Here is a 25,946-nt window from a genome sequence, read left to right on the forward strand (position 1 = left end):
TAATAATATAGAATTAAAGAAATAATTTTGAGGGGTTCATAGTAAATGCAAAAGAGAAAAGCTTACCGCATTGCTATTTTGGGCATTTTGATGGCGATTATATTCGTCCAGTCATTAGTCCCATTTTTAGGTTTCATTCCAACAGGGTTCATTAATATCACGATAATTCATATTACCGTAATTGTGGCAGCGATAGTATTAGGACCAAAGAGTGGGGCAATTGTTGGCCTTGTTTGGGGCTTAGGTACAATGATACGTGCTTTCACTAGTCCAACGTCCATTATTGATACGACGGTTTTTACTAATCCAATCGTTGCAGTATTGCCGAGAATTGTAGTCGGGCTGGTGGCTGGATATATTTATCTCGCACTTAAAAATCGTTTTAAGAAGCAAGTTATAGCGATGGGTATCGCCGCTGGAGCTGGTTCTCTTACTAATACACTGCTGGTATTAGGATTGATGAGAGTAATGTATGCCAGTGCATTGTCACAGGCGTATACTACACAGTCAGATTTACTTAATAAACTATTATTGATAATTGTCGGTACAAATGGTTTGCCAGAAATGATTGCTGCAGTGATTATCGCTCCAGCTATTTCAGCGGCTATTTTGAAAGCTAATAAATTTTTGAATTAAAAAAATAATCGTCACTAGAAATCAATTGATTTCTAATGGCGATTTTTTACTTAGCAGTTTCAGCCATACGTTCTTTATGCGAAACAATAATTTTGTCTGCAATGGCACGTGCAACATTTTCGTTTTTTAGGATAGGTCCGTGAGAGTAACTACCAATGGTGTTTTTATAACGCATACCTTCAACACCTTCCTCAGGATTGTTACCATAACCTTCAATCATCTTACCAAATGGCTTTAGAACGGACTTATCATCGAAGTATGTACGTCCAGAATGGTTTTCAAAAGCGCAAACCTTACCCCATTCTGTCTCATATTCGGTGTCGCCAATCATACGGCTGTCAGCCTTGAAGACGGTGTGAAATGGTAAGATGTCTAATCCTTGAATAGTCTCGCCACTGGATGTTTCATAGTAAGCTCCGAGAAATTGGTAACCACCGCAAATGCATAGCATTGGTTTGTTAGCATTTATGTACTTGTCGATAGTGTCCTTGTGACGGACAAGATCTTTGGCAACGACAGATTGTTCAAAATCTTGACCACCGCCCCAGAAGACGAAGTCGTAGTCAAAAGCATTAAAGTCATCACCTAGGCTAATATTGTCGACTTGAGTGTCATAACCCTTTTCTTTAAATAAGAAAGCAAGGATTTTTACATCACCGCTATCTCCATAAGTATTCATTAAATCTTCGTATAAATAAGCAATTTTGATTGTTTCAGGCATAATTTTCTCCAATGTGAATATAACTATTGTAATATATTTAGTTAATGAGGTGATTAAGTTGACTAAAGAAATTAATAAAAAGATTTTAGCAGATTTTCATAATAACTTAAATCAAGACGTTTCAAATAATGTCTTGAAAAATGCAGTGGCACAAGTAGGTATTTTTCAAACTGCACAAAACATTGATGCGAAGAGCAAGTTGAATCCTACCTTCAATGTTGAAGTTCCAACAGGTAAGGTATCAAACCAAAAACGTTCAGGACGCTGTTGGCTATTCTCATCATTAACAAATCTTCGTACAGAATTTGCTATGAAGTACAATGTTAAAGATTTTGAACTATCTCAGAATTATATATCATTTTGGGATCGTTTGGAAAAAGCTAATTACTTTTTTCAAGGAATCATTGATACTGCTGCGTTACCAATTACTGATCGTAAGGTGAATGCGTTGTTTAGCCATCCAACCGGTGACGGTGGATTTTGGCAATATGCGACCGATTTAATAAAGAAATATGGTGTTGTACCATCTTATGCAATGCCAGAAACGGCTGTGTCAAATGATACTTCAGCATTTAATGCCACAATTGGTACTATGTTACGTAAAAATGGTATTGAATTGCGTAAACTGGTAAACGAAGGCAAAACTGAACAAGATATTGAGCAGAGAATTGATGAAATGTTAACAGAAGTCTACAAGGTATGCGCTTATTCATTTGGTCAACCACCAGTTGAATTTGAATTATCAATTCGTGATGATAATGGAAAATTGATAGAGCAACCAAGTATTACTCCTAAAGAGTTTTTCAAACAATACTTTACGATGAACTTAGATGACTATGTAGATATTTTGAATGCACCACAAGATTCTAAGGAATATGGAAAACTTTATACGATAGATACAGAAGGTAATATGATTGGTGGCAATCAGACAGTATTTTTAAATCTGCCTTTAAATCGTTTGAAGGAAATGGCCATTGCACAATTAAAGGGTAATGACACTGTTTGGTTTGGGAATGATGTTGGTAAACAGTCACAACGTACTAAAGGTATGTTGTCAGGTGATTTATATCAAACAGATCAATTATTTGGCATTAATACTAAGATGACTCGTGGTGAGGCATTGGACTATAAAGAAGCTACTATTTCTCACGCCATGACCTTAACTGGTGTAAATATTATTAACAATGAACCAAATCGTTGGAAAGTTGAAAATTCATGGGGAGAAGCTAATGGTGATAAGGGCTACTTCATGATGGACGATGATTGGTTCAACGATCACGTATATGACGTTGTTATCAATAAAAAGTATTTGACTGATGATGAATTGAAGATGTTAGATCAAGAGCCAGTATTATTGCCAGCTTGGGATTCTATCGGATAAAAAATAACTAAAAAAGGCTTCGCATTTATTAATGCAAAGCCTTTTTGCTAAACTAAAGCAGGTTTACCGTAAAGGTAACCTTGCTGAATATAGATTCCAAATTCTTTGGCTAAAATTTGATCAGCTTTATTTTCGACGCCTTCTAGTACCATATCCAAACGATACTTTTTGGCCAACTTGACCCAGAATGACAAGCAGTCAGGTATTTTATCAGCATCGCCATTCATTCTTAGATTTTGCATAGCAAATTTGATTTGATCAACATAGGGTAATAAATACTTGACGTTGTCATAAGTATTAGATCCAGTTCCTACGTCATCTAATACAACATCAATATCATACTGATGCAAAATAGAACTGATTTCCTTCATCTCGGACAATGTTGGTGCTTCAGTTAGTTCGATCGTTAGTGCAGCGGGGTTAATACGTTTTTTTAAAGCAATGATTGACCCTAGTGTTAAAGGATTGTTAGCCTGTTTCTGATTTAAATTGAACGCGAGAACAATATCATGTAGTGCTGTATTCAATTTTTTTGATATTTGTTCCAAAAGGTTAGCCTGTTCATCAATGGAAATAGCTGTGAAATCTTCTGGAAGTTTCCATGAACCGTTCTCTTCTGTTCTTAGCAAAAGTTCGTAGCCAAAAATAGAATTATTTTCCTCATTTACTTGTGGTTGAGCAAAAAACCGGTACATAGACGCATCCCCTTTTATATTTAGTTTAAATTGCTGTTTATTAAAAATAATTGTAGTCTAAATTATAACTATCATCAATGGTATATACAGGTGTAAATATGTATTAATAAAGACATTTTGCCAAATGTTACCACTCAATTTTTAATATACACCCTGATATGTATATCAGCCAAGTAAAAAAGCTTATTGAATGACCTCTTATGACCTTAGATGGCAGGGGATCGTCTCATTGTTATATCGATATTAGTTTCGTTGCATGTACCTGATACGGGAACTACAACTGTTCTGGTTTTGTTGTAGCTACCAGATTTGTTGCTAACTTTGACCGGATAGGAGCCAGGGATGCTTTTGATCAAGTAGTATTCTGTTCCATTCCTTTTTGCTTTGTAAATCTTATTGTTGATTTTAAAAATTGGATTATTAATATTCGTTTCTACAACTATATTTCTTTTTCTAAGTTCAATTTTATACTTAGGATATATTCCCCAGTACTTACCAACTTTAATAACACGAAAATTGCTGTAAGAACTTTCATGTTCAACGATAGTTTTTATTTGACCATTTGTCTTTTCATCAGACGCTTGTAATTTTTGAAGCGGTTCTAATTCTTTCTCAGAAATTCTTTCTTTATTAGGTGTTACTAAGACTTTTGACATTTTGCTAGGAACTCCACTAGTTATGTTACTTGCCAGTGTATCTAGTTGTCGCTCTCTAGAGTAATGCGATACTCCGATCATATACATGGTGAACATTATTATTACAGTCGTGATAGTTATTAAGATTATTGGGTATTTTCGTTCAATTATTTTTTTTAGAATTTTCTTTGCTTTATCTAATCGTTCTTGCCAGTCATCATTAAGCAAAGGCTTCTTTTCTGTATCAACAGTTTTTTTGCTTTTTTCAGTTAAATCTTTTTCTTCTGATTTTTCTTTTTTATCATTATTTGACTCGACATCAAAATCTTTTTCTTTAGTCAATTTAATTTGCCTGACATAGAGGCCAATTTTCTGACCCTTTAGAATGTTTATGGCCTCTTATAAGAATTTTTAACCCTTTTATTCTAGGATGTCGACTTATTTGCATAGACAAAAAAGACACATCTCTGTGTCTTTAAATATACTTGATAGTTAACTATTTTTTAAAATTCCATAATCATATCGAGATGGGGAATATTGTCTTCCAGATATACGTCTGAGATAGGTTTGAAACCGAAGCCAGCATAAAATTTTTGTAGATAAGCTTGAGCTTGTATTTGAATAGTTTTTCCAGGAAATCTTTTTTTGATTTCTTCAATTGTAGCTGAGACAATTTTCTCTCCCAGTCCCTGTTTACGGTATTTTTCGACAACTAAGACACGACCAAAGTGTATCTTATCTTCATCCTCAATAATCCGTGTATAAGCCTCCAAATTGCCATTTTCAGTTAAGCAAACATGTAGGGTATTATAATCATCATCGTCTACTTCTTGATATGGACAGTTTTGTTCAACGACAAAAACAGCAACACGAGCCTTAAGTATGTCTATGAGTTCTTTAGGCGTTAATTCATTAGTATTTTTTATGGTTATCATATATTTTCCTCCAGATAAGAATATAAATAATTTGTTTTTTAGATTGCGAATATAATATATCTTTTTAGTTGCATTTACAACTAAAAATGTACTATTTAAAAATTTTTGACAAGTAACTCATCATTGAATTAACCACTATAATAATATAGGATTAAGAAGTGTGAAACATGTGTTTCACGAGTGGAGGATGTAAATGAAACCTGAAGAATTTTATCAAGCTTTAGCCGCAAAAAAAATTGATTTAAATGAAAATCAAAAGAAACAATTTGAAATCTATTTTCATGAATTAGTTGAAACTAATAAAGTAATGAATTTAACTTCGATTACTGAAGAGGATCAAGTTTATTTGAAACATTTCTATGACTCATTGATTTTGGATTTTGTAGATGAAAAATTGCTTACTGAAAAATTAACTTTATGTGATGTTGGTTCAGGTGCCGGTTTTCCATCAATACCGTTGAAAATAGTTAATCCAAATTTGAAAATTACGATTGTTGATTCATTGAATAAACGTATCAAGTTTCTTGATGGACTTGTGAATAAATTAGGATTAGATAATGTGACGTTGGTTCATGGTCGAGCAGAAGAAGTAGGTAAAAATAAACTTTATCGTGAAAAATTCGATGTTGTAACGGCAAGGGCCGTTGCAGCTTTAAATGTTTTAAATGAATTATGCTTACCTCTAGTAAGGGTTGACGGAACTTTTATCGCTATGAAATCTGAAAAAGCTACTGAAGAATTAGAAGATGCTACATATTCTGTACAGGTTCTAGGTGGTAAAGTTACGGATCAAAAATCATTTGAACTTCCCAATGATGAAGGTATTAGAAACTTTATCTTTATTGATAAGGTAAAAGATACACCTAATAAATATCCAAGAAAACCAGGAACTCCATCTAAAAAGCCACTCGTGAAATAATCAAATGACCTTAAATTAACTACTATTAAATGTTAAAATTTAATGTATGTATTTTTTCGAAGAATAGGGGAATAAAATGGCACGAAAAATATCCGTTGCGAACCAAAAGGGTGGTGTAGGTAAAACAACCACGACCATCAACCTTGGTGCGTGCTTAACTGACTTAGGTCAAAAAGTTTTGATAGTAGATATTGATCCACAAGGCAATGCTACAAGTGGTTTGGGTATAAAAAAGGCCAATGTGGAGAAGGATGTTTATGACGTCTTAGTGAACGAATATCCACTCGCAAAAACAATTATTCATTCTAATCATAAGAATCTTGATATTGTTCCAGCTACTATTCAGTTAGCTGGTGCAGAAATGGAATTAACAACCATGATGGCACGTGAAACACGTCTTCGTGCAGGCTTGGAAGAGGTAGATGACAAGTACGACATTATTTTAATTGACTGTCCACCTTCATTAGGTCAATTATCAACGAATGCTTTCACCGCCAGTGATTCAATTATTATTCCAGTTCAAAGTGAGTATTATGCTTTGGAGGGATTGAGCCAGCTATTAAATACTATTCGTTTGGTTCAAAAACATTTCAATAATAATTTAGCAATTGAGGGTGTCCTCTTGACTATGCTTGATGCTAGGACTAATCTGGGCGCTCAAGTTGTCGATGAAGTTAAATCATACTTCGGTAATAAGGTATACAAAGCAATTGTGCCACGTAATACACGTCTTGCTGAAGCTCCTAGTTATGGGTTGCCTATTGTGGACTTTGACGATAAATCTCGTGGGGCAGAAGCATATTGTGACCTTGCTAAGGAGGTGTTAAAACGTAATGGCATCAAACAAAAATAAAAAAGGCCTTGGAAAAGGCATCGACGCAATTTTTTCTGAATTTGAAGCAATCGACGAAAACAGTGAGACGGTCGTTGATCTATCACTAGATGATATTCGTCCTAATCCTTATCAACCACGAAAAACCTTTGATGAACACGCACTTAATGAATTGGCTAGATCTATCCAGCAAAATGGTGTCTTTCAGCCAATTATTGTTCGTGAGAGTGTTAATGGTTTTGAAATAATTGCTGGAGAACGTCGTTTTAGAGCAAGCAAAATTGCTAAGCAAACTACTATTCCTGCGATTGTTCGTCCATTGAGTGAATCAGGGATGATGGAAATTGCTGTTCTAGAAAACTTACAACGTGAAGACTTAACACCTCTTGAAGAAGCTGATGCATATCAAACATTGATATCCAAACTGAACTTAACTCAAGAACAAGTTTCTCAGCGTCTAGGTAAAAGTCGTCCATACATTGCCAACTATCTACGTCTATTGAATTTGCCAGATGCAACTAAGAAATTAGTTCAGAATGGTGATTTATCAATGGGGCAAGCAAGAACTTTGCTGAGCTTAAAGGACAAGGAACAAATTGATAAGTTAGCTAAAAGAGCAGTTAATGAAGACTTAACCGTGCGTCAATTGGAACAATTAGCTACTGAAACTAAACATGATATTAAGAAAAAAAAGAAAGTTTCAAAATCTAAATCACCTTATATTCGTGCGACTGAAGAAAAACTGGTCGAAAAGTTCGATACTTCTGTAGCTGTTAAAGAAACACGTAGTGGTCATGGTAAATTGGAAATTGATTTTACTAATACAGAAGAACTCAATCGAATTTTGGATATTTTAGGGATCAATTTAGATTAGAGGACCGTATATGTTTAATTTAGGTGACATCGTTATGATGAAAAAGCCTCATGCCTGTGGGGCCAATAAATGGGAAGTTATTCGTATGGGTGCAGACATCAAGGTGAAGTGTCTTGGATGTGGTCATATCGTTATGATTCCTAGAAATGATTTTAAAAAGAAGTTCAAAAAAGTAATAACGGAAGCTGCGCAAGTTTATGTAAGCCAAGAAGAATTCTATTTAAAGCAAACACAAATTGCACGACCAAATATTAATGGAAATGGGGAGAATTTATAATGGCTTTAACTGCCGGAATCGTAGGATTACCTAACGTCGGAAAATCAACACTATTTAATGCTATAACAAAAGCGGGTGCAGAAATGGCAAATTATCCATTTGCTACTATTGACCCTAATGTAGGTATGGTTGAAGTGCCGGACAAGCGTTTGACAAGAATTGATAATTTAATTCCTGCTAAGAAATTGATTCATACAACTTTTGAATTCACAGATATTGCCGGAATCGTTAAGGGTGCCAGTAAGGGTGAAGGACTTGGTAATAAGTTCCTTGAGAATATTCGTCAAGTTGATGCTATTGTTCACGTTGTTCGTGCATTCGATGATGACAATATTACTAGTGTTACAGGTACTGTTGATCCATTAGACGATATCGAAACTATTAATCTAGAATTGAGTATTGCCGATCTTGATAGTGTTAATAAACGTTATACAAAAGTTGAGAAGATGGCTAAGAGTGCCAAAGATAAAGACGCTATTGCTGAATTCGAAGTACTTAAGAAAATTAAACCAGTTCTTGAAGATGGTGGTTCAGTAAGAACTATTGAATTCAATGAAGATGAACAAAAGATTGTTAAGGGATTATTCTTATTAACATCTAAACCTGTTTTGTATGTTGCTAATATTGCTGAAGACGATATGGCCGATCCAGAAGAATCTAAATACTACAAGGTCATTGAAGATTACGCTAAAAAAGAAGATGCACAAGTTATTGGTGTTTCTGCTAAAACTGAAGAAGAAATCGCTGAATTAGATGACGATGATAGACGTGACTTCCTTGAAGCTGAAGGTGTAAAAGAATCAGGTCTTGATAAGTTGATCAAAGCCAGTTATAAGTTGTTAGGACTCAGAACATTCTTCACAGCCGGTGGCAAAGAGACTCGTGCCTGGACATTCCATGAAGGTATGAAGGCACCACAAGTTGCTGGTATTATTCACTCTGATTTTGAACGTGGATTTATTCGTGCTGAAGTAATGTCATTTGATGATTTAGATGCTTTAGGTAGTGAACAAGCAGTTAAAGAAGCTGGTAAGCTACGTGTAGAAGGTAAGGATTACGAAGTACAAGATGGTGACATCATTGAATTCAGATTCAATGTCTAATTTGGGGGAGAATTAATGGCTGACGATTTAAGAGAGAAAAATAAGCAAGCTGTGGAAAAGCAAAAAGTTACTGCGGCTAAGAAGTTGAAGCAATCAGAAACTACAGAAAAAATTTATGCTGCCGATTCTAATGATTTGCGTTCAAAATTAAGTAATAAAAATGAAGAATATGTTTTTAAGTTAAATAAGCACTTACTTGATGATGGATTTAAAGAAGATGAAGCTAAAGAAGCAATTGATAAATTGCTACCAGAGATTGTTGATAATCAAATCAAAGGTACACCTGCTAATCAATTGTACGGTCCGGTAACTAAGAAAGCTGGAGACATCGCGCATCCCGTTAAGCCAGTTAAAAAGACACCATTTTGGGCATCAGCGGTAGATAATTCATTACTGTTCTTTGCACTATTTGGTTTGTTATACGGAATTGTTGCACTCACTAATAAAGATTCCAGCTCAGCTAATCAAACTGGTATCATTACCTTGGTTATCCTTTCTGGAATGTGGGGAACACTGTTAACTTGGTTCAATATCCAAATGAAGAAACCTAAGAAGGAACGTCCAGGCTGGGGTATCACTATTGGTTACTTGGCTCTTGGATTAATACTAATGTTTATCTTCTTAGGAGGAATGGCATTAGTACCTTCAACTATTAATCCTTCATTGAGTGGGATTGGCTACTTTGTTGTTGCCGTAGTTGTTTACGGAATTCGTTTTGTATTCCGTCGTTACATGGGAATTCATGATCGTGGGTTCTTTTAGGAATTAAAATTTCAAAATCATCAAAACTTGCACATCTGATTTTTTGCGTTAACATGGAGTTGTGATCAATTATGAATTACACAAGAAAGAGCTTCAACGCTAACAACGCCTACTATTTCCTTTGCAATAACTCATATGGTCTGAATAAGACGTGGAGGTATTAAGAATGAAAAAGTTAGACAAAAGTGAAAAGAAGAGATTAAGTAAGTTGGCTGAATCAAAGGTCAACAGCAAGGGTGCTGACATTAAGAAGTCATCATTCAAGTCATTTGTCGATCAAATGAACAATGACAAGTAAAATTTGATAATTTATATGGACTGCTTATAGCAGTCCTTTTTTTGTACAAAAAACGACTGGAAAAGTTTTTCCAGCCGTTTTTATTTAACTCTAAAGAACATAACTATTGCATAAAGTCCAAATCCAATACATGCTGATTTCAATATTTCAGAAACCCAAAGTATTTTGGTACCACTGAGATTTACGTTATTCGACATTTGCCATTGAACGACGCCGAAAATAATTAGTGAAAAAATAAGGATTATTATAAATCGAATCCGCTTCTTTAAGTAGTCCATAGATACTCACTTTCTTTTCCAGTTAGTAATACACTAACATAATATTGTATAATATGACTAGTTGTAAAAATGTGCGCTTGAGAGGTTTAGTAATGAAGATATTAGTTGTAGATGACGATAAAGAAATTGTTGAATTACTAAGTATTTACATAAAGAATGAAGGATATGAACCTGTGTCAGCCAATTCTGGTCAAGAAGCACTTGATGCATTAGCTGCTCACAGTGATATTGCCTTGATGATCTTGGATATTATGATGCCGGGTATTGATGGAATTGAAGTAGTAAAACGAGTTCGTAAAGATTCACAAATTCCAATAATTATTGTTTCAGCAAAGACAACTGACATGGATAAGATTCAAGGACTTATAACTGGTGCTGACGATTATGTCACTAAACCATTTAATCCTTTGGAAATTATGGCACGTGTTCGTTCGTTGCTCCGTCGTAGTGCACAACAAACATCAAAAAATGTTCCTGATAAGCTTGAAGTTGGTCCAATTACTATTTATAAGGATTCACATGAAGTAGTTACTAGCTCAGGAAATAAAGTTCAGTTAACAGCATTAGAATTCGGTGTCTTGTATCTTCTGGCAAGTCACCCAAATCGTGTTTTCTCAGCTGATGAGATTTTTGAACGTGTATGGAAACAAGAGAGCGTTGTTTCTGCTAAAACAGTTATGGTGCACGTAAGTCACCTTAGAGATAAGCTTGAAGAAGCAACAGACGGCGAAAAGGTTATCGAAACTGTCTGGGGCGTTGGCTATAAAGTGGAGGTTTGATTTTTTGAATAAGCGAATCAAACTGGATATTAGAGAAAAAGGTGTCCTCCTGTTTGAAGGAATAGGCACCTTTCTTTTATTTCAGATTATAAATATTACCTTAATTATTATTTCTGATCTCTTCTATAATAATGAAAACTTCAAAGGTATTAACTATGCGTTTAAAAATATTAATAGTGTACTGTCCAAATCAACTTTTTGGGGCATCTGGTTTTTCCTTGGATTGATTATTTTAATTGAATTAGGAATTTCGATTCATGTGGTGATTAAAACCTATCGTCAATTTGAAGTTTATAAAGTTGAATCTGAATTGATTCAGATTGCTGCGGGAGATCTCAATCACAAAATCAATCTTAAGGTCAACAAGAGATTACAAAGTATTGTCGACAGTGTCAACTTGTTGGTCTCGAATACTAATAATCATATTTCCGAACAAAAAAAGTCTGAAGAGAGTAAAGATGAGCTAATTGCGAACGTTAGTCATGACTTACGAACTCCGTTGACTTCAGTAATCGGATATTTGGGATTGATTGAGAGCCAAAATTTCGAAGATATTGGGCAAATACTTAAGTATTCTCATATCGCTTATAATAAGTCACTTGAGATGCAAAACTTGGTTAACTCATTGTTTGAGTATGCTAATGTAGAACAAGCTACTAGCAAAATATCAGCATCAACTTTTGATATGACACAGATGCTCGATCAATTATCAGCCGATTTTGAATTAGAGGCTAACAAGCGTGGTATGGAAATAATAGTAAAATCAAAGCCTGAAAAAATATTGATGAGTGGTGATACTGAAAAGCTTGGGCGAGTATTTAATAATTTGATAACCAATGCTTTCAAGTACGGTAAAGGTGCAACTCATTTGTGGTTAGAAGCGGAAAAAACTCCAAACGACATCATAGTTCGAGTAGCAAATAATGGTCAGCCGATTCCTCAAGAATCACTATCACACTTATTTGATCGTTTCTATCGTGTCGAAGATTCACGTAATAAAGAAACTGGAGGTACTGGATTGGGACTAGCTATTGCTAAAAGTATGGTTAAGTTGCATGGTGGTACAATATCAGTTACATCTGATGATGAGCGAACCGCTTTCATCATTCACTTTCCAATTTCAAAGCAATAGCGAGGAGCTCAATGAAAACTTTAATACAAAAAATTCTATTACTAATGTCAGTGGTAATATTATTACCAATTTTTAGTCCTAAAACGATCCAAGCAGCTGAAGAGCCTGAACTAAATGCCAGTGCGGCGATGGCTTTTGACGTAAAGTCTGGACAAATTATTTATTCTAAGGATCCTGAAAAGAAAGTTGCCATCGGTTCTATAACCAAAATAGTTACGCTGTACCTTGTTACTAAGGCTATCAATGAGGGCGATCTTAAATGGACAGACACATTGACACCCACTTCTGAACAAGCTGAGATGACTCAAAAAGACGAGTTGACTAATGTTAGATTGGATGCTGACAAGTCATATACTGTCAGACAACTCTATGATGCCGCGTGGATAGTATCTTCTAATTCAGCAGCGATGATATTGGCGCAACGAGTTGCTGGTAGTCAAAAAGCTTTCGTTAGATTAATGCGCAAAACAGTAAAGAACTGGGGCATCAATGATTCTGAATTAAATAATGTTTCAGGTTTAAATAATGACGATCTTTATGAAGGTATGTATCTAGGCAATAAGGGTGATGAAAATAAATTATCGGCAAATGATATAGCTATTATTGTTAAGCATATCCTTGACGAGTACCCAAGCGTCCTAGAAACTACCTCAAAAGCTAAGCTGGATTTTCCAGTTGACAGCGAAACTAAAACTTACAATTCCTTAAACCTATTATTGAAGGGTCAACGTGATTATCAAGAAGGCTACGAATTCGATGGTTTGAAGACGGGAACAACTGAACAAGCTGGAGAATCATTTGTAGGTACATTACCAATTGATAATACTAGAATTGTTACAATTGTTATGAATGTTTCTGGTGAAGAGAATGATAATGACAAACGATTCCGCAGTACTCAGAATTTAGCTCATTATGTCAAAGAAAACTATACGTATCAAAAAATTATGACACCAGGTGATAGGGTTAACCAAAAATATAAACCAGATCAAGACGTTTATATGTGGTTACCAAGTGATTTTGATATTTCTAATTTGAAGTACAGGACTGCCACGAATGACCTAGGATTTAAGGCAACATATAATAAAAAAAATATTAGATTGATTGCAACCAATTCTCCAAGCGGATATATTCCGTATACTAAAACTGAGAAGAAATTAAAAATCAAAAAAGTTGCTGCTGTAAAACAAAATTTATGGGATAAAATTGTCGAATTCTTTAGTAATTTATTTAAGTAAATAATGTGATTAGGGGTACAGATAATGAGTTTAGAAATAGGTAAAGCTATTGATATATTGCAAGAACATGACTTACTAGTTTCAAGTAAAGTTTTAGATGAAAATTTATTCATGACAAATATTAGTTATAACTCACAAGAAGATCAAACTAATGGCGTTTTCTTCTGCAAGGGAAATAACTTTAAAGCCGAATATTTACAACAAGCAGTTGATGCTGGAGCACAAGTTTACGTATCTGAAAAAGAATACGATGTCGGTATTAGCAATTTGATTGTTAAGAATGTTCAAAAAGCATTGTCGATTTTGAGTGCTGCTTTTTATGGTAATCCTGAAAAAGATTTGTTCATAATTGCTTTTACTGGAACAAAGGGAAAGACAACCACGTCTTACTTCATTCATAATATTTTGGATAAGGTTTATCCTGGAAAAGTAGCTTTATTTTCAACTGTGGATCGTATCGTTGGTCCTAAGCCTGAAGATAAGTTCAAGTCTGATTTAACTACACCTGAATCGATGGAATTGTTCCGTGATATGCGTCGAGCAGTTGATAATGGGATGACTAAGTTAGTCATGGAAGTTAGCTCCCAAGCTTATAAAAAAAATCGTGTATACGGATTAAACTTTGATATCGGTGGTTTCTTGAATATTACTCCTGATCATATTGGTGAAAATGAACATCCAACATACGCTGACTATTTGTTCTGTAAAAAACAATTGTTGATAAATTCTAAAGTCAATATTATTAATGCACAAACAAATGACTTTGATACTGTGATTGCTGCCGCTCGTGAGACTAGTTCAGACAAAGATATTTATTTATTCGGTCGTGATACTAAAGATGCTGATTTCAGTATTTCTAGCAAAGAAGCCACTTTAAGTGATAGTATTTTTGATATTGCAGCTGTTTCTGAAAAGGGAAAGCAGTTGAATGTTGAGGGTGAATATAAGTTAGGTGTAGTTGGTGACTTCAACGAGATGAACGCAACGGCTGCTGTTATAGCATCTAAGTTAGCGCAAGCTGATAAGAAAGATATCGCAGAAGGTCTACGCACAGCAAGGGTTCCCGGACGTATGGAACATATCAATACTAAGAGTCACGGGACAATTTTCGTGGATTATGCTCATAATTATGCTAGTATGAAAGCTCTACTAGGATTCTTGCGTACAGAATATCCTAAGTCAAAGCTCAAAGTAGTTGTAGGAAGTCCAGGTAATAAAGGAATATCAAGACGTGCAGGATTCGGTAAAGTATTAACAGAATTAGCTGATAGTGCAATTTTAACGACTGATGATCCAGGTTTTGAAGATCCAGCAGATATTTGTAAGCAAATTGACGCACATATTGATCATTCGAAGGTTGAAGTTAAAACTATTATTGATCGTCAAGAGGCCATTAAAAAAATGATTGAGACCAGTTCTGGAGATGACATTATTGTTCTAGCAGCTAAAGGTGAAGATCATTATCAAAAGACTAATGGCGTTGATGTACCATATCCAAGCGATCCTACTGTCGCAAAGAGCATTTTAAAAGATATCGAGGAATAGTTATGAAGAATTTCTTTACAGTTATTGGTGGCATGGGTACTCTTGCCACAGAAAGTTACATCCATTTATTGAATCAAAGAACACATATAACTAAAGATCAAGATTATATGGATTATATTATTGTTAATCATGCGACTGTACCAGATCGGACAGCTCACATATTAGACAATTCCAAACCAAGTTTTTTACCTCCATTGGTCGAGGATTTGAAACAACAAAGCCTTTTGAACCCGGCTTTCATGGTTATTATTTGTAATACGGCTCACTATTACTACAAGGAGTTGCAAGCAGCGACTGATATTCCTCTGATTCATATGCCACATTTGGCCGTTACAACGATGAAGGAAGAATATCCTAATGCCAAAAAAGTAGGTTTGATAGCTACTAAAGGTACGATTGCAGATCACATTTACGAAAATGAGATTAAAAATGCCGGTTTTGAAATCACATTAGGTGATGAGCAGATTCGTGATGATGTTGAAAGCTTAATATATGACGATATTAAGGAAAACGGTCGTGTTGATGCTAAGAAGTACTATGATATTTTGGAGCGTATGCACGATGAATTCGGTTGTGATGTAATTGTTTTAGGGTGTACTGAATTATCTTACGCCCAAGAAAAAGCTCCAGATCATCCTTATAATGTGATTGATGCTCAAAGTATTGTTGTAGATAAGTCAATTGAACTTGGTACAAAGATCCGTAATGGAGAAAAAATCGATTTATCTAAGATTTATTAACGTTTCTTGTATAATATTGCATAACTAAGGATTCCCCATATATAATTAATCGATAGGGAGGTACTGATTATGTTCAAAAAAATCTCACTTGTGACCGTAGCATTAGCCGGAATTTTACTGGCAGGATGCTCAAGTCAATCGGCTAGTTCGACTGATACCAATACCAAGTCAGAACAAACCACACAAAAAGGTACTAAGAGTTCTACACCAAAGAAAAAATCAGCGACAAAAAAAGATAATCAAACAAATAATGATAATATTGATGATTCCCAAGGCACTGACAGTAATTCTCAAAAAGATTCTACTGACAATGGTACAAATTCTCAAACGGGTACATCAACGGATAAGACAACAACTACAGCACCTAATGACAATCAAAGTAGTGACCAAAATACACAAGACAGTAGTAATGGTGTCAACCTAACTACTTCTGATCAAGCGGTTGAATATTTGGCCAAGGCTTTAAGTACAACTTATGACAATACAAATACTCAGTACGTTGCTAATGGTAAGATCACTTGGAACAATGTTACTGGTTATCAAGTAAACATTTATAGCAAAGGTTCAGACTCACCGGCCGGAAGTTATATTGTTCAAGCTAATGGACAATATTCTCAACTTTGGTAGAGCTTGATTTTCTTGCCTTTGTGTTTAATATTCGATACTATTCTAGAGGTTGGGATTTGATCCTAAGCTCTAGTTTTTTTGTATAGGAAGGGAAAATTTATGCGAGTCATACAAAAGGCAAAACTGATTGCACTAGTCATGATAATGGTAATTTTAGGGGGATGTACCCAGACTGAACATTCTCAAAATACGATAACTACAACCGTTAATACTTATAAAGAACCAGTGCAAAGTGTGGTAGGAAATAAGTACAAAGTTGAATCTATTATCAAATCAGTAAATGTCGATCCGCATAGTTTTTCTCCGTCTAACAATAATGCTAAGCAAATTGCTGATTCAAAGTTAATTGTTTCCAATGGTCTTGGCTATGATGACTGGGTTAATAAGCTAGTTACTGCCAACAGCCAAGATAAGAATCTAATTGATTTTGCCAGTGAAGTTTTGCATAAGAAAAATGGTGATAATGAACATATTTGGTTTGGAGTCTCCAATGTTCAGAAACTAAGTAATTCTGTTTACGAAAAAATGTCGAAGAATGACCCTAAAAATAAAGATTATTACAAAGATAATTATCAAAAATATTCTAAAAGGTTAGATAAATTAATAATTCGTGAAAATAAATTAAAGCAAAAGTTGAATGGAAAGAAAGCTTATGTGACAGAGCCACTTCCATATTATTTGTTGAAAGATCTTGGAGTGACAATAGATAATCAGCATTTTGCAAAGGCAATAGAAGATGATACTGATCCATCTATTTCTGACATAGAAAACATGCAACGTGGACTAAAAAATCATAAGGTTGATTTTTTAGTAGTCAACAAGCAAGTAACCAGTGGAATTATTACTAAGATGACTAGTTTAGCCAAAAAGAATAATGTTCCAATAATTTATTTCACCGAAACCTTGCCAAGTAATTTAGGCTATTATCAGTGGATGAATGATAACCTTAATCAAATTGAAAAGATTGTAAATGAATAATTATTTTGTAAATGATAATTTTTACTATTTACAAAAGAGACTATTTTGTATATTCTGTAATGTATTGATGTAAATGGATGAAAGGTCTGTGAAGGTATAACCAGTGATTGAAGCTAAGAATTTAACAAAAAAATTTGGAAAACAATTAGTTTTTCAAAATGTAAATTTTAAGATTAATGATGGTGAATTCATTAGTCTAGTAGGTCCTAACGGATCAGGAAAGACCACACTTGTTAAGATAATTATGGGCATGGAAAAGAAAACTGATGGTGAGTTGATTATGGATAAGAAACAAACGTTTGGTTATGTTCCACAGTTCCGTAATATTGATATCGATTATCCATTGGATATCGAGAGCTTTGTACGACTTAATTTGAAGTTCACAATGAGTCCTAAGAAGCGTGCTGAAAATAATGAATTGATAAAACAAATTCTTGAAAAGACACGTTTAACTCATTTGCGTAAGCGTCCATTGGGATTAGCATCCGGTGGTGAAAAGCAAAAGGCCTATTTAGCACAAGCTTTGCTTAATGATCCGCAAATTTTGATTTTAGATGAATCAACGGCTAGTTTAGATGTTGAAGTTAAAATGCAGTTGATGGATCTAGTTAAAGAGTTAAACGAAAAATATAATTTGACTGTAATATTTATCACTCATGATTATGATTTGACTAAGAAATATACTCATCGAGCACTGTTCTTTGAGAATAATACGATCAAACCAATCAGTGTCGATGAAATTTCAGAAGCAATGTTTGAGTGAGGGTGGAGTAAATTATGTTTGGATATGAGTTTATGAGAGAAGCTTTTATAGCTAGTACTTTTATCGCTATAACGGCTGGGTTAGTCGGTGTTTTCGTAGTTTCTAGAAATATGTCATTTTTATCACACACACTTTCTGAAATCGGATTTGCTGGTGCTTCGTTCGGTATTTTAATTGGAATATCACCTTTAGCGGGGATGATAATCTTCACTATGGTGAGTTCGATTGCTGTTGGTTCACTGAGTTCTGAGTCGTCACGACGTGAGGCTTCGATTAGTGCAATATCTTCATTATTTATTGGTTTAGGAATTTTGTTCCTATCCTTATCATCAGAGTCGAGCAGCTACGCAACTAATATTTTATTCGGTAGTATCGTTGGAATCAGTTCTAAAGAAGTGCATCAGTTAATGATATTGGCATTAGTTGTAATTTTTGTTTTTATTATTTTTTATAAGCCATTGGCATTTGATTCATTTGACCATATAGGTGCTAGATCGGCAGGGTTGCCAACTCGTATGCTCTCAATAGCATTTCTTGTAACGTTAGCCTTGAGTGTTAGTATTGGAGCTCAGATTGTTGGTTCACTTTTAGTCTTTATCTTATTAACGCTACCTGGCGCTACGGCAAAATATCTGGTACACTCAGTTCCTAAGTTAATTATGGTTTCAGTTGGTTTATCGCTAGCTGGTGTATGGTTAGGATTGTACTTGGCCTTTATTACCAATTGGCCAGTTACATTCTTTATCTCCTCTTTTGAAGTTATCGCCTATTTCTTGGGATTAACTTATAAGAATTGGAAACTAAATCACTAGAGCGTTCACAGGAGAACTATTTATTATGGATATGAGAGAATTATGGAATAAATATAAAGATGCGATACCATACTTGATATTCGGTGTTTTAACAACAGTAGTAAATTACGTTGGATTTTGGTTCTTCACCTACATTGCAGGATGGAATTACCAACTAGCCAATGCATTTGCTTATTTACTGTCAGTCGTCTTTGCATATGTGACTAACAAATTATGGGTATTTGATTCACATACTGATACTATGAAGGCCTTTCTATTAGAAATGGGATCATTCTTCCTGTTCCGTGGAGGCTCTTGGATCATCGATCAAGGAACAATGACAATAGGTGTATCGTTGTTACACATTAATGATATGATTGTAAAATTGTTTGCGAATGTCTTTGTAGTTGTATTAAATTATATTTTTAGTAAATTTATTATTTTCCGTAAAAGAGAAAAGTTAGATGGTAAATAGACATACATGGCAGCAATGCCGTGTATGTCTATTTTTTTGTTGTCAAATTTAGAGTGTAGTAATACCATTAATTCCGTTGATACGGGGGGATTGTGAATGAAAAAAAGAGGAATTTTATTTGTAACGTTAATGGCATTATTACTAGTGGTTTCGGGCTGTTCGAGTTCAAATAATAAGAGTACGAAACATACGTCGGAGCCAGTTAGTCACGCTAAAAAGGTTGATACAAAGGCCTATGATAAATTGTCTAAAACGGATCTTAGTAAAGTTAAATTTAATTTCAAATATTATCTAGATAGTAATTCTGATGGAGTAGTTAGTGTTGATATAGATAATCAAACTAATAAAAAAGTTAGCTTTGATCAAAGTAAGTTTATATTTAGAGGTTCAAGAGATGTGAAATCCAGTAAAAATGGGCTTGTAACGATATCTCCTAGCAAAGGAATGAGTATCAAAAATTTATTTACTAAAGTTGATAATTCGTTCTTTGAGGAACCTGGATTATTTGTTTATGATAATCCTGACTTTAAGTTGGCTTATGTAGAACAAAACCAAAAAGAGTTCGACTCAAGTAATTTGTCCAATAAGGCTTTGATAAGTGATTATAAAAAGTTCTTTGTACGTAGAGATGCGTGGGATAAGCAAAAAGCCGATGATTATAATAATGGAATATATGGTAACGATAGTTCTGATAGCGATGATTCCCAAAGTGATGCTGATGAGGATAGTTCTTCGAGTGGAACAAATTTTAATAGAACGTTAATTCTCAGCGAAAAGGATGCCGTAGCTTTGGTGGAGAAGCAGAATGGGTCCGCGGATGAAGTTACCGGTTCAACAGATGGGGCTCAATATACTTACAATCCTGGTATGTACGATACAAGTGTTGATGGAATGGCTTATTGGGTAAGAATTGCTGTACCTGTTGAAGGTAGTGACGTGAACTATTATCCATACAATTGGACAGTTTATCCAGATGGATCAGTATATCCAGGTAATCCAGAAGATAACTAATACATATACCATACGTCTTTCATATTCACGTTCAATATTTTGATATATTAATTAAATTATTAAATAATGATATCAAAATATGTGAGTAGGTGGACGCCATGGGATGGAGTTTTGGAAAGAAACAATCTTATGAATTATTAAAAAGTTCAGTACTTATTTCAATTTTGATATTTATGATATCGTTCGTTATAACGGATTTAACCTGGATTAGTTCTGTTATTGCAGTTGTCGGATTTACTTTGCTGACTTTAGTTATTTTTCCATTCTATCTACCGAAGATGATCAGTTACTTAAATGTTAATTTACATGGTGTTGAATACTATGATATTTGTAATTGGCAAAGTAGAATAAAGTTGATTTTTAATCCTAAGTCTTTTGTATTAAGAAGAATAGACTACCATGATATTAATGATATAAGCGTTATAACGGGTAAAAAGGTTATGGATCCAAGTATTGGCATCACTTCGAAAAGTGGAGTTTTAATTACCAAGGGGGATAAGGACAGTGTCTTTGTCGATGTATCTTGGTATGACACCGTAGATAATCCTACTTTTGACCGTGCCATGATATTTGCTCAAAGTTGTATTTAATAATAAACGGAATTAAAAAGCCCATGATAAGAGATTTCTTATCATGGGTTTTATTTATATAAATATTATTCTTGTAATTCACGAATAGCTAGGGCAAAGTCACCAAGAGTTGCAGATCCATTGTTTTTAACAATTGGCATAGTAATGTACTTGTCTAATTCTGGTACTACAACATAATCATTCAATAATGTCTTGAATTGCTCTCTGACTTTAACCAAAAATGGTTCACTAACAACTCCACCACCAAAGACGATTTTGTCTGGGCGAAGGATCAGTGTGGATTGAATTGCTGCTTGCGCTACGTAGTAAGCCATAATGTCCCAAGTGTGATCAGTCAAAGGTACGTCTTTACCAGGTTTGCCAAGTCGAGCGTCAAAAGTTGGTCCAGCAACTAATCCTTCTAGACAGTCACCGTGGAAAGGACATACTCCCTTAAAGTCTAGGTCATCAGGGTGGCGTTTGAGTAGTGTATGGCCCATTTCAGGGTGTCCCATACCGCCGATAAATTTACCATCAGAAATAGCTCCGGCACCGACACCAGTTCCAATAGTGTAATAAACTAATGAGTCGATCTTTTCGTTGGAAAGAGTCGACATAACATATTCACCGTAAGCTGATCCATTAACGTCAGTTGTCCAAAACATGGGTACATCAATTTCTTTCTTTAAAGTACCAACGAAGTCGGTATCTTGCCAACCTGGTTTTGGTGTTGATGTTATATAACCAAATTTTGGTGAATTTTTACGTAATTCGATAGGTCCAAAAGAAGCAATTCCTAATGCTTCAATGTCGAATTGTTTAAAATAATCAATTGTTTTTCGTAAAGTTTCTTCTGGTGTTGTTGTCGGGAAGTTGGTACTATCCTTGATACGATAGTCTTCGTCACCCACAGCACAAACGAATTTTGTTCCACCTGCTTCAATACTTCCAACTAGCAATTTAGTTTCCTCCCATATTTGAAAAATTCTGCAATCGCTTTCGATGATTTAAGATACCATTATGAAAACTGACCGTCAATTGCAATTATTTCAGATTGAGTTAAAAAACATAGTATTACTGTATAATGGATTTATCAGAATCAAGGATATAGGTGGATTTAAATGGTAGTCAAAATAGATGATGTAGCAAGGGTTGCGGGAGTTTCAAAAACTACGGTTTCACGAGTACTGAATAACCGTGGATATTTGAGTGAAAAAACAATAAAAAAAGTTCATGATGCAATGGAATCGTTAAATTATCAACCTAATGCCGTAGCACGGCAACTTTATAAAAAAGAGACAAAGTTAGTTGGTCTGATATTTCCTACTGTTGATAATCCATTCTTTGGTCAATTGGTGGCAGAATTGGAGAAACGTCTGTTTGACTCTGGATTCAAAGTATTAATTGGTAATTCGATGAATGATCCAGCAAAAGAAGAAATGTACTTAAAAGAATTAATTTCTAATCAAGTTGACGGTCTGATAGTTGGAGCTCAAAACCGTGGAATTGATGAGTATCACAAAGCCAATTTACCAGTTGTTGCAATTGATCGTGTTATGAATGAGGATATTCCAGTTATTGCTTCAGATAACTACATGGGTGGTAAGTTAGCCACTGAGTTGTTGATAAATAGTGGTGCTAAGCACATTATGAATACAGATGGTCCCATTAATTTGGAGACCCCAGCGCACCGAAGAAGAGATGCTTATGAAGAGGTTATGAAGTCACATAATATGGTTCCTCACACTTATCTAGTGGATTTCAGTTGGGATATAAAAAAGAAAAAGCAAGCAGTTAAAGAAATGTTTGCTAAATATCCAGAAATGGACGGTATTTTTGTAACTAACGATATGGATGCTGCATTAGTTTGGCGGACTGCCACCGAGTTGGGGTATAAAGTACCAGATGATTTAAAAATTGTCGGATATGATGGGGCTAATATTACTAGGGTTCTTCTACCAGAGCTAACTACCATTGAACAACCAGTAGAAGAAATGGCTAAGATGGCAGTAAGTACCTTGATTACTAGGATAAATGGTGAAGATACGCCTTTGGAACAAATAGTACCTGTAAAGATTTGGCATGGAACGTCAGTATAGAGGACGATAAGGTTAGGGAATTATTTCCTAACTATTTTTTTGCAATTTTATGATAACCGGTTGACATAAAATGTGATAGCGATTACAATACTTTTTGAAAACGTTTTAGTAAATATATGTCAACCGGTTAATATAAAATAAATTAGGAGAGCTATTATGAGAAAACAAGTTTACTTTAAGCTCAGTGCATTCTTTTTCTTCTTCTTCGTTAGTTGGTCTGCTTGTTATTCATTGTTTGCCATTTGGTTAGGTCAAGAAATCCACTTGAATGGTGCTGCTACAGGATTGATTTTTGGTATTAACGCTGGTTTTACCTTAGTAATGCAACCTCTTTATGGATTTATTTCTGATAAGTTAGGTGTTCGTAAGAACTTACTAATTGGTTTAAGTGGGATTTTGATTTTTACTGGTCCATTTTTTATTTATGTCTATGGTCCATTGTTAAAATATAACGTTTTACTTGGTTCGATAGTCGGAGGTCTGTTCTTAGGAATTGGTTATTTGGCATCATGTGGTGCAATTGAATCTTATGTTGAAAAAATAAGTCGTAAGTATGATTTCGAGTATGGCCGTGCCCGTATGTGGGGTTCATTAGGTTGGGCAGCTGCTACATTCTTTGCCGGACAATTGTTTAACATTAATCCTAATTATAATTTTTGGATTGCATCTATTGCCGCAATTATTATGTTTGTTATTATGCTATCTCTTAGAATTGAAATTTCATATGTTGAAGTTAAAAAGGCTCAATCAGTTAAGGTTGCCGATGTATTCAATTTGTTCAAAATGAAAGACTTTTGGTTCTTTATTATCTTCGTTTTAGGTGTAACTTGCGTCTACGGAGTATACGATCAACAATTTCCCAGATATTTTGCCGAGCAGTTTAACACCATCAAGGAAGGTAACTTAATGTTTGGTTATCTAAATTCGTTCCAAGTTTTCTTGGAGGCGGGAATGATGTTCCTTGCACCTAAGATTGTTAATAAGTTGGGTGCTAGAAACTCATTGCTATTAGCTGGTTTCTTAATGGCATTTCGTATTACCGGTTCAGGAATTGTTAATGGCCCAATTTTAATCTCAATGATGAAATTAATTCACTCAATTGAATTACCAATTTTACTTGTTTCTGTATTTAAGTATCTTGATGCCAACTTTGAATCGAGATTATCATCAATTCTTTACTTAGTTGGATATCAATTTTCAGGTCAAATTGGAACTATTATCTTATCTTCATTGGTTGGAAAGTTATATGACCAAATGGGATTCAAGACAACATATCTATATTTAGGAATATTCGTATTTGTATTCGCTACATTAGCAGTATTTACTTTAAAAAAATCAAACGAACAAGAAATCGATACATCACAAATAGGTCACGCTTAACAGGAGATTATTATGCAAACAATATTAAAACCGATTGAAGTAACGAATAATCGTTACCGCTTAGGATATCATGTTGCAGCGAAATCTGGTTGGATCAACGATCCTAACGGATTTTGTTATTTCAAAGGATATTATCACATCTTTTATCAACACTATCCATTCGCCGCAGAATGGGGTCCGATGCATTGGGGACACGCTCGTAGTAAAGACTTGGTTCATTGGGAAACATTACCAATAGCATTGAAGCCAGGTGATACCGAAGACGAAAATGGTTGTTTCTCAGGTAGTGCTGTTGTCCACGACGGTAAAATGTACTTAATCTATACAGGACATCATTATTATCCTGGAGATGATAATCCGGATCATTTTTGGCAAAATCAAAATTTGGCTATCAGTGAGGATGGAATACATTTTAAAAAATATGAAAATAATCCCATAATTGCTCATGCTCCAGAAGACAATACACAACACTTCAGGGATTCAAAGGTCTGGTATGACAATGGTAATTGGTATCTAATTTTAGGTAGTCAAGGTAATGATAATTTGGGTCGAGTGCTACTTTATAAATCAATTAACTTGATTGACTGGAAGTATCTGGGACCAATTGCTAAATCTAATGATCTCAAAAAAGAAGGCTACATGTGGGAGTGTCCGGACTTCTTCACATTGGGTGACAAACAAGTATTATTGATGTCACCCCAAGGTGTTGAGTCTGACGGCATTCATTACAACAATGAAAATGAAACAGGTTATGTGACAGGTAATTTTAGCTATACTGACAATAGATTTGAACGTAGTAATTTCCAAGAATTAGATAATGGTCATGATTTTTATGCTACTCAAACTACTATGGCTCCTGATGGACGTAGACTTTTGTTCGGTTGGATGGACATGTGGGGAAGTGAGTTTCCTGAAAAGCAAGATGGATGGTCAGGTGCGTTGATTTTTCCTAGAGAATTAACTTTGAAAAATGACAGATTATATATGAATCCAGTATCTGAGCTGAAACTGCTTCGTACTGAAGAATTACTTAAGGGTGCTTCAAATATTGATGGAGAATATCCTTTAGATTTTAGTAGTAAACAATATGAAGCATTAGTCGAGTTAGATCTTAATAAGTCGAGTGAAGTCGGTTTTGTCTTAACAGATTCTAATAATACTAAGGCTTTGGAATTCAAATATTCTAAGAAAAATAACCACGTTTCAGCTGAACGTCCAGAAAATGATGGTATTAGAGAGGCAATAATACATTCTACTAATAAAATTAAGTTACATATATTAGTAGATACTAGTTCAGTTGAAATATTTATTAACGATGGAGAAGCAACATTCACTGAACGTATTTATAGTGAAGATACTTTGAAGTTCAACCTAGTATCTGACGGTTCTGTAACAGCAAATTATGATATTTATCAATTAGATTCTCATGCTGTGAAATATTAATTTTTATTAAAGAGGCTTGTATATTCAAACAAT

29 protein-coding genes are annotated in these 25,946 nt (G+C 34.7%); 24 read left to right on the forward strand and 5 right to left on the reverse strand.

Translation table 11 applies throughout. The annotated features are described in order from the left end of the window. Window positions 1-45: 45 nt before the first annotated feature. Window positions 46-636, forward strand: a complete 591-nt coding sequence (locus tag EKM79_RS05620; RefSeq protein WP_125566754.1) for an ECF transporter S component — start codon at window positions 46-48, stop codon at window positions 634-636. 46 nt (window positions 637-682) lie between these two features. Here the strand turns inward: EKM79_RS05620 and EKM79_RS05625 are convergent, their stop codons facing one another. Further along, entirely contained in the window at window positions 683-1,357 is a 675-nt protein-coding gene (locus EKM79_RS05625; protein WP_164506017.1) for a type 1 glutamine amidotransferase, read from the reverse strand. 58 nt (window positions 1,358-1,415) lie between these two features. Here EKM79_RS05625 and EKM79_RS05630 point away from each other — a divergent pair, with 58 nt between their 5' ends. Further along, entirely contained in the window at window positions 1,416-2,738 is a 1,323-nt protein-coding gene (locus tag EKM79_RS05630) for a C1 family peptidase (protein WP_125566756.1), read from the forward strand. Window positions 2,739-2,785: 47 nt separating this feature from the next. On the opposite strand, the gene EKM79_RS05635 is transcribed toward EKM79_RS05630, so the two are convergent. The 3 genes from EKM79_RS05635 to EKM79_RS05645 form a co-directional block, all read right to left on the reverse strand. Continuing rightward, a complete protein-coding gene (locus EKM79_RS05635) occupies window positions 2,786-3,433 on the reverse strand; it encodes an EAL domain-containing protein (RefSeq protein WP_125566758.1) in 648 nt (215 codons plus the stop codon). 206 nt (window positions 3,434-3,639) lie between these two features. Continuing rightward, the gene (locus EKM79_RS05640) at window positions 3,640-4,410 is read right to left on the reverse strand and encodes a zinc ribbon domain-containing protein (protein ID WP_125566760.1); all 771 of its coding nucleotides are present in this window, start codon (window positions 4,408-4,410) and stop codon (window positions 3,640-3,642) included. A 161-nt stretch (window positions 4,411-4,571) separates the two neighbouring features. Then, on the reverse strand, window positions 4,572-5,003 hold the full coding sequence (locus EKM79_RS05645) for a GNAT family N-acetyltransferase (protein WP_125566762.1): 432 nt from the start codon (window positions 5,001-5,003) through the stop codon (window positions 4,572-4,574). Between the two features lie 193 nt (window positions 5,004-5,196). Here EKM79_RS05645 and rsmG point away from each other — a divergent pair, with 193 nt between their 5' ends. The 19 genes from rsmG to EKM79_RS05735 all read left to right on the forward strand — a co-directional run bounded on the left by rsmG (window position 5,197) and on the right by EKM79_RS05735 (window position 21,012). After that, complete coding sequence (gene rsmG / locus EKM79_RS05650; RefSeq protein WP_125566764.1) at window positions 5,197-5,922, forward strand: 16S rRNA (guanine(527)-N(7))-methyltransferase RsmG; 726 nt, start codon at window positions 5,197-5,199, stop codon at window positions 5,920-5,922. 76 nt (window positions 5,923-5,998) lie between these two features. Then, entirely contained in the window at window positions 5,999-6,775 is a 777-nt protein-coding gene (locus EKM79_RS05655; protein ID WP_125566766.1) for a ParA family protein, read from the forward strand. Continuing rightward, on the forward strand, window positions 6,756-7,628 hold the full coding sequence (locus EKM79_RS05660; protein WP_125566768.1) for a ParB/RepB/Spo0J family partition protein: 873 nt from the start codon (window positions 6,756-6,758) through the stop codon (window positions 7,626-7,628). The genes EKM79_RS05655 and EKM79_RS05660 overlap by 20 nt, the downstream gene beginning before the upstream one ends. A gap of 10 nt (window positions 7,629-7,638) precedes the next feature. Next, complete coding sequence (locus EKM79_RS05665) at window positions 7,639-7,905, forward strand: DUF951 domain-containing protein (protein WP_125566770.1); 267 nt, start codon at window positions 7,639-7,641, stop codon at window positions 7,903-7,905. Next, complete coding sequence (gene ychF, locus EKM79_RS05670) at window positions 7,905-9,008, forward strand: redox-regulated ATPase YchF (RefSeq protein WP_125566772.1); 1,104 nt, start codon at window positions 7,905-7,907, stop codon at window positions 9,006-9,008. Before EKM79_RS05665 ends, ychF begins: the two co-directional genes overlap by 1 nt. A gap of 15 nt (window positions 9,009-9,023) precedes the next feature. Beyond that, window positions 9,024-9,770 carry a DUF1129 family protein gene (locus EKM79_RS05675; RefSeq protein ID WP_125566774.1) on the forward strand — a complete coding sequence of 249 codons (747 nt, stop codon included), beginning with the start codon at window positions 9,024-9,026 and terminating at the stop codon, window positions 9,768-9,770. Window positions 9,771-9,936: 166 nt separating this feature from the next. Next, window positions 9,937-10,068 carry a hypothetical protein gene (locus tag EKM79_RS12460; protein WP_281273209.1) on the forward strand — a complete coding sequence of 44 codons (132 nt, stop codon included), beginning with the start codon at window positions 9,937-9,939 and terminating at the stop codon, window positions 10,066-10,068. A gap of 370 nt (window positions 10,069-10,438) precedes the next feature. Beyond that, window positions 10,439-11,125 carry a response regulator transcription factor gene (locus EKM79_RS05680; RefSeq protein WP_025023524.1) on the forward strand — a complete coding sequence of 229 codons (687 nt, stop codon included), beginning with the start codon at window positions 10,439-10,441 and terminating at the stop codon, window positions 11,123-11,125. A gap of 4 nt (window positions 11,126-11,129) precedes the next feature. Then, window positions 11,130-12,257, forward strand: a complete 1,128-nt coding sequence (locus EKM79_RS05685) for a sensor histidine kinase (protein WP_125566781.1) — start codon at window positions 11,130-11,132, stop codon at window positions 12,255-12,257. Between the two features lie 11 nt (window positions 12,258-12,268). After that, complete coding sequence (locus EKM79_RS05690; protein ID WP_125566783.1) at window positions 12,269-13,492, forward strand: D-alanyl-D-alanine carboxypeptidase family protein; 1,224 nt, start codon at window positions 12,269-12,271, stop codon at window positions 13,490-13,492. 24 nt (window positions 13,493-13,516) lie between these two features. Continuing rightward, the gene (locus EKM79_RS05695) at window positions 13,517-15,037 is read left to right on the forward strand and encodes a UDP-N-acetylmuramoyl-L-alanyl-D-glutamate--2,6-diaminopimelate ligase (protein ID WP_125566785.1); all 1,521 of its coding nucleotides are present in this window, start codon (window positions 13,517-13,519) and stop codon (window positions 15,035-15,037) included. A gap of 2 nt (window positions 15,038-15,039) precedes the next feature. Further along, window positions 15,040-15,777, forward strand: a complete 738-nt coding sequence (locus EKM79_RS05700; protein WP_125566787.1) for an aspartate/glutamate racemase family protein — start codon at window positions 15,040-15,042, stop codon at window positions 15,775-15,777. A 69-nt stretch (window positions 15,778-15,846) separates the two neighbouring features. Continuing rightward, complete coding sequence (locus EKM79_RS05705; RefSeq protein WP_125566790.1) at window positions 15,847-16,404, forward strand: hypothetical protein; 558 nt, start codon at window positions 15,847-15,849, stop codon at window positions 16,402-16,404. Between the two features lie 99 nt (window positions 16,405-16,503). After that, window positions 16,504-17,382 carry a metal ABC transporter solute-binding protein, Zn/Mn family gene (locus EKM79_RS05710; RefSeq protein ID WP_164506018.1) on the forward strand — a complete coding sequence of 293 codons (879 nt, stop codon included), beginning with the start codon at window positions 16,504-16,506 and terminating at the stop codon, window positions 17,380-17,382. A gap of 103 nt (window positions 17,383-17,485) precedes the next feature. Next, the gene (locus tag EKM79_RS05715; protein ID WP_125566792.1) at window positions 17,486-18,145 is read left to right on the forward strand and encodes an ATP-binding cassette domain-containing protein; all 660 of its coding nucleotides are present in this window, start codon (window positions 17,486-17,488) and stop codon (window positions 18,143-18,145) included. 14 nt (window positions 18,146-18,159) lie between these two features. Beyond that, the gene (locus EKM79_RS05720) at window positions 18,160-18,957 is read left to right on the forward strand and encodes a metal ABC transporter permease (RefSeq protein WP_125566794.1); all 798 of its coding nucleotides are present in this window, start codon (window positions 18,160-18,162) and stop codon (window positions 18,955-18,957) included. 31 nt (window positions 18,958-18,988) lie between these two features. After that, window positions 18,989-19,411: a GtrA family protein gene (locus EKM79_RS05725; protein WP_125566848.1), complete on the forward strand. Its 423-nt coding sequence runs from the start codon at window positions 18,989-18,991 to the stop codon at window positions 19,409-19,411. A gap of 96 nt (window positions 19,412-19,507) precedes the next feature. Then, on the forward strand, window positions 19,508-20,422 hold the full coding sequence (locus tag EKM79_RS05730) for a hypothetical protein (RefSeq protein ID WP_125566796.1): 915 nt from the start codon (window positions 19,508-19,510) through the stop codon (window positions 20,420-20,422). Between the two features lie 98 nt (window positions 20,423-20,520). Next, complete coding sequence (locus tag EKM79_RS05735) at window positions 20,521-21,012, forward strand: hypothetical protein (protein ID WP_125566798.1); 492 nt, start codon at window positions 20,521-20,523, stop codon at window positions 21,010-21,012. A gap of 65 nt (window positions 21,013-21,077) precedes the next feature. Here EKM79_RS05735 and scrK read toward each other — a convergent pair whose 3' ends face one another. Then, on the reverse strand, window positions 21,078-21,950 hold the full coding sequence (gene scrK / locus EKM79_RS05740; RefSeq protein WP_125566800.1) for a fructokinase ScrK: 873 nt from the start codon (window positions 21,948-21,950) through the stop codon (window positions 21,078-21,080). Window positions 21,951-22,112: 162 nt separating this feature from the next. Here scrK and EKM79_RS05745 point away from each other — a divergent pair, with 162 nt between their 5' ends. From EKM79_RS05745 to EKM79_RS05755, 3 genes are all read left to right on the forward strand, one after another. Further along, window positions 22,113-23,090, forward strand: coding sequence for a LacI family DNA-binding transcriptional regulator (locus EKM79_RS05745; protein WP_125566802.1), 978 nt, complete (start codon window positions 22,113-22,115; stop codon window positions 23,088-23,090). A gap of 156 nt (window positions 23,091-23,246) precedes the next feature. After that, window positions 23,247-24,470 (forward strand): MFS transporter, encoded by a 1,224-nt coding sequence (locus EKM79_RS05750; RefSeq protein WP_125566804.1) that lies wholly within the window; start codon window positions 23,247-23,249, stop codon window positions 24,468-24,470. Between the two features lie 12 nt (window positions 24,471-24,482). Continuing rightward, window positions 24,483-25,913 (forward strand): glycoside hydrolase family 32 protein, encoded by a 1,431-nt coding sequence (locus EKM79_RS05755; protein WP_125566806.1) that lies wholly within the window; start codon window positions 24,483-24,485, stop codon window positions 25,911-25,913. Window positions 25,914-25,946: the final 33 nt, after the last annotated feature.

It is taken from the genome of Companilactobacillus insicii (genome assembly GCF_003946015.1).
Lineage (GTDB): Bacteria > Bacillota > Bacilli > Lactobacillales > Lactobacillaceae > Companilactobacillus > Companilactobacillus insicii.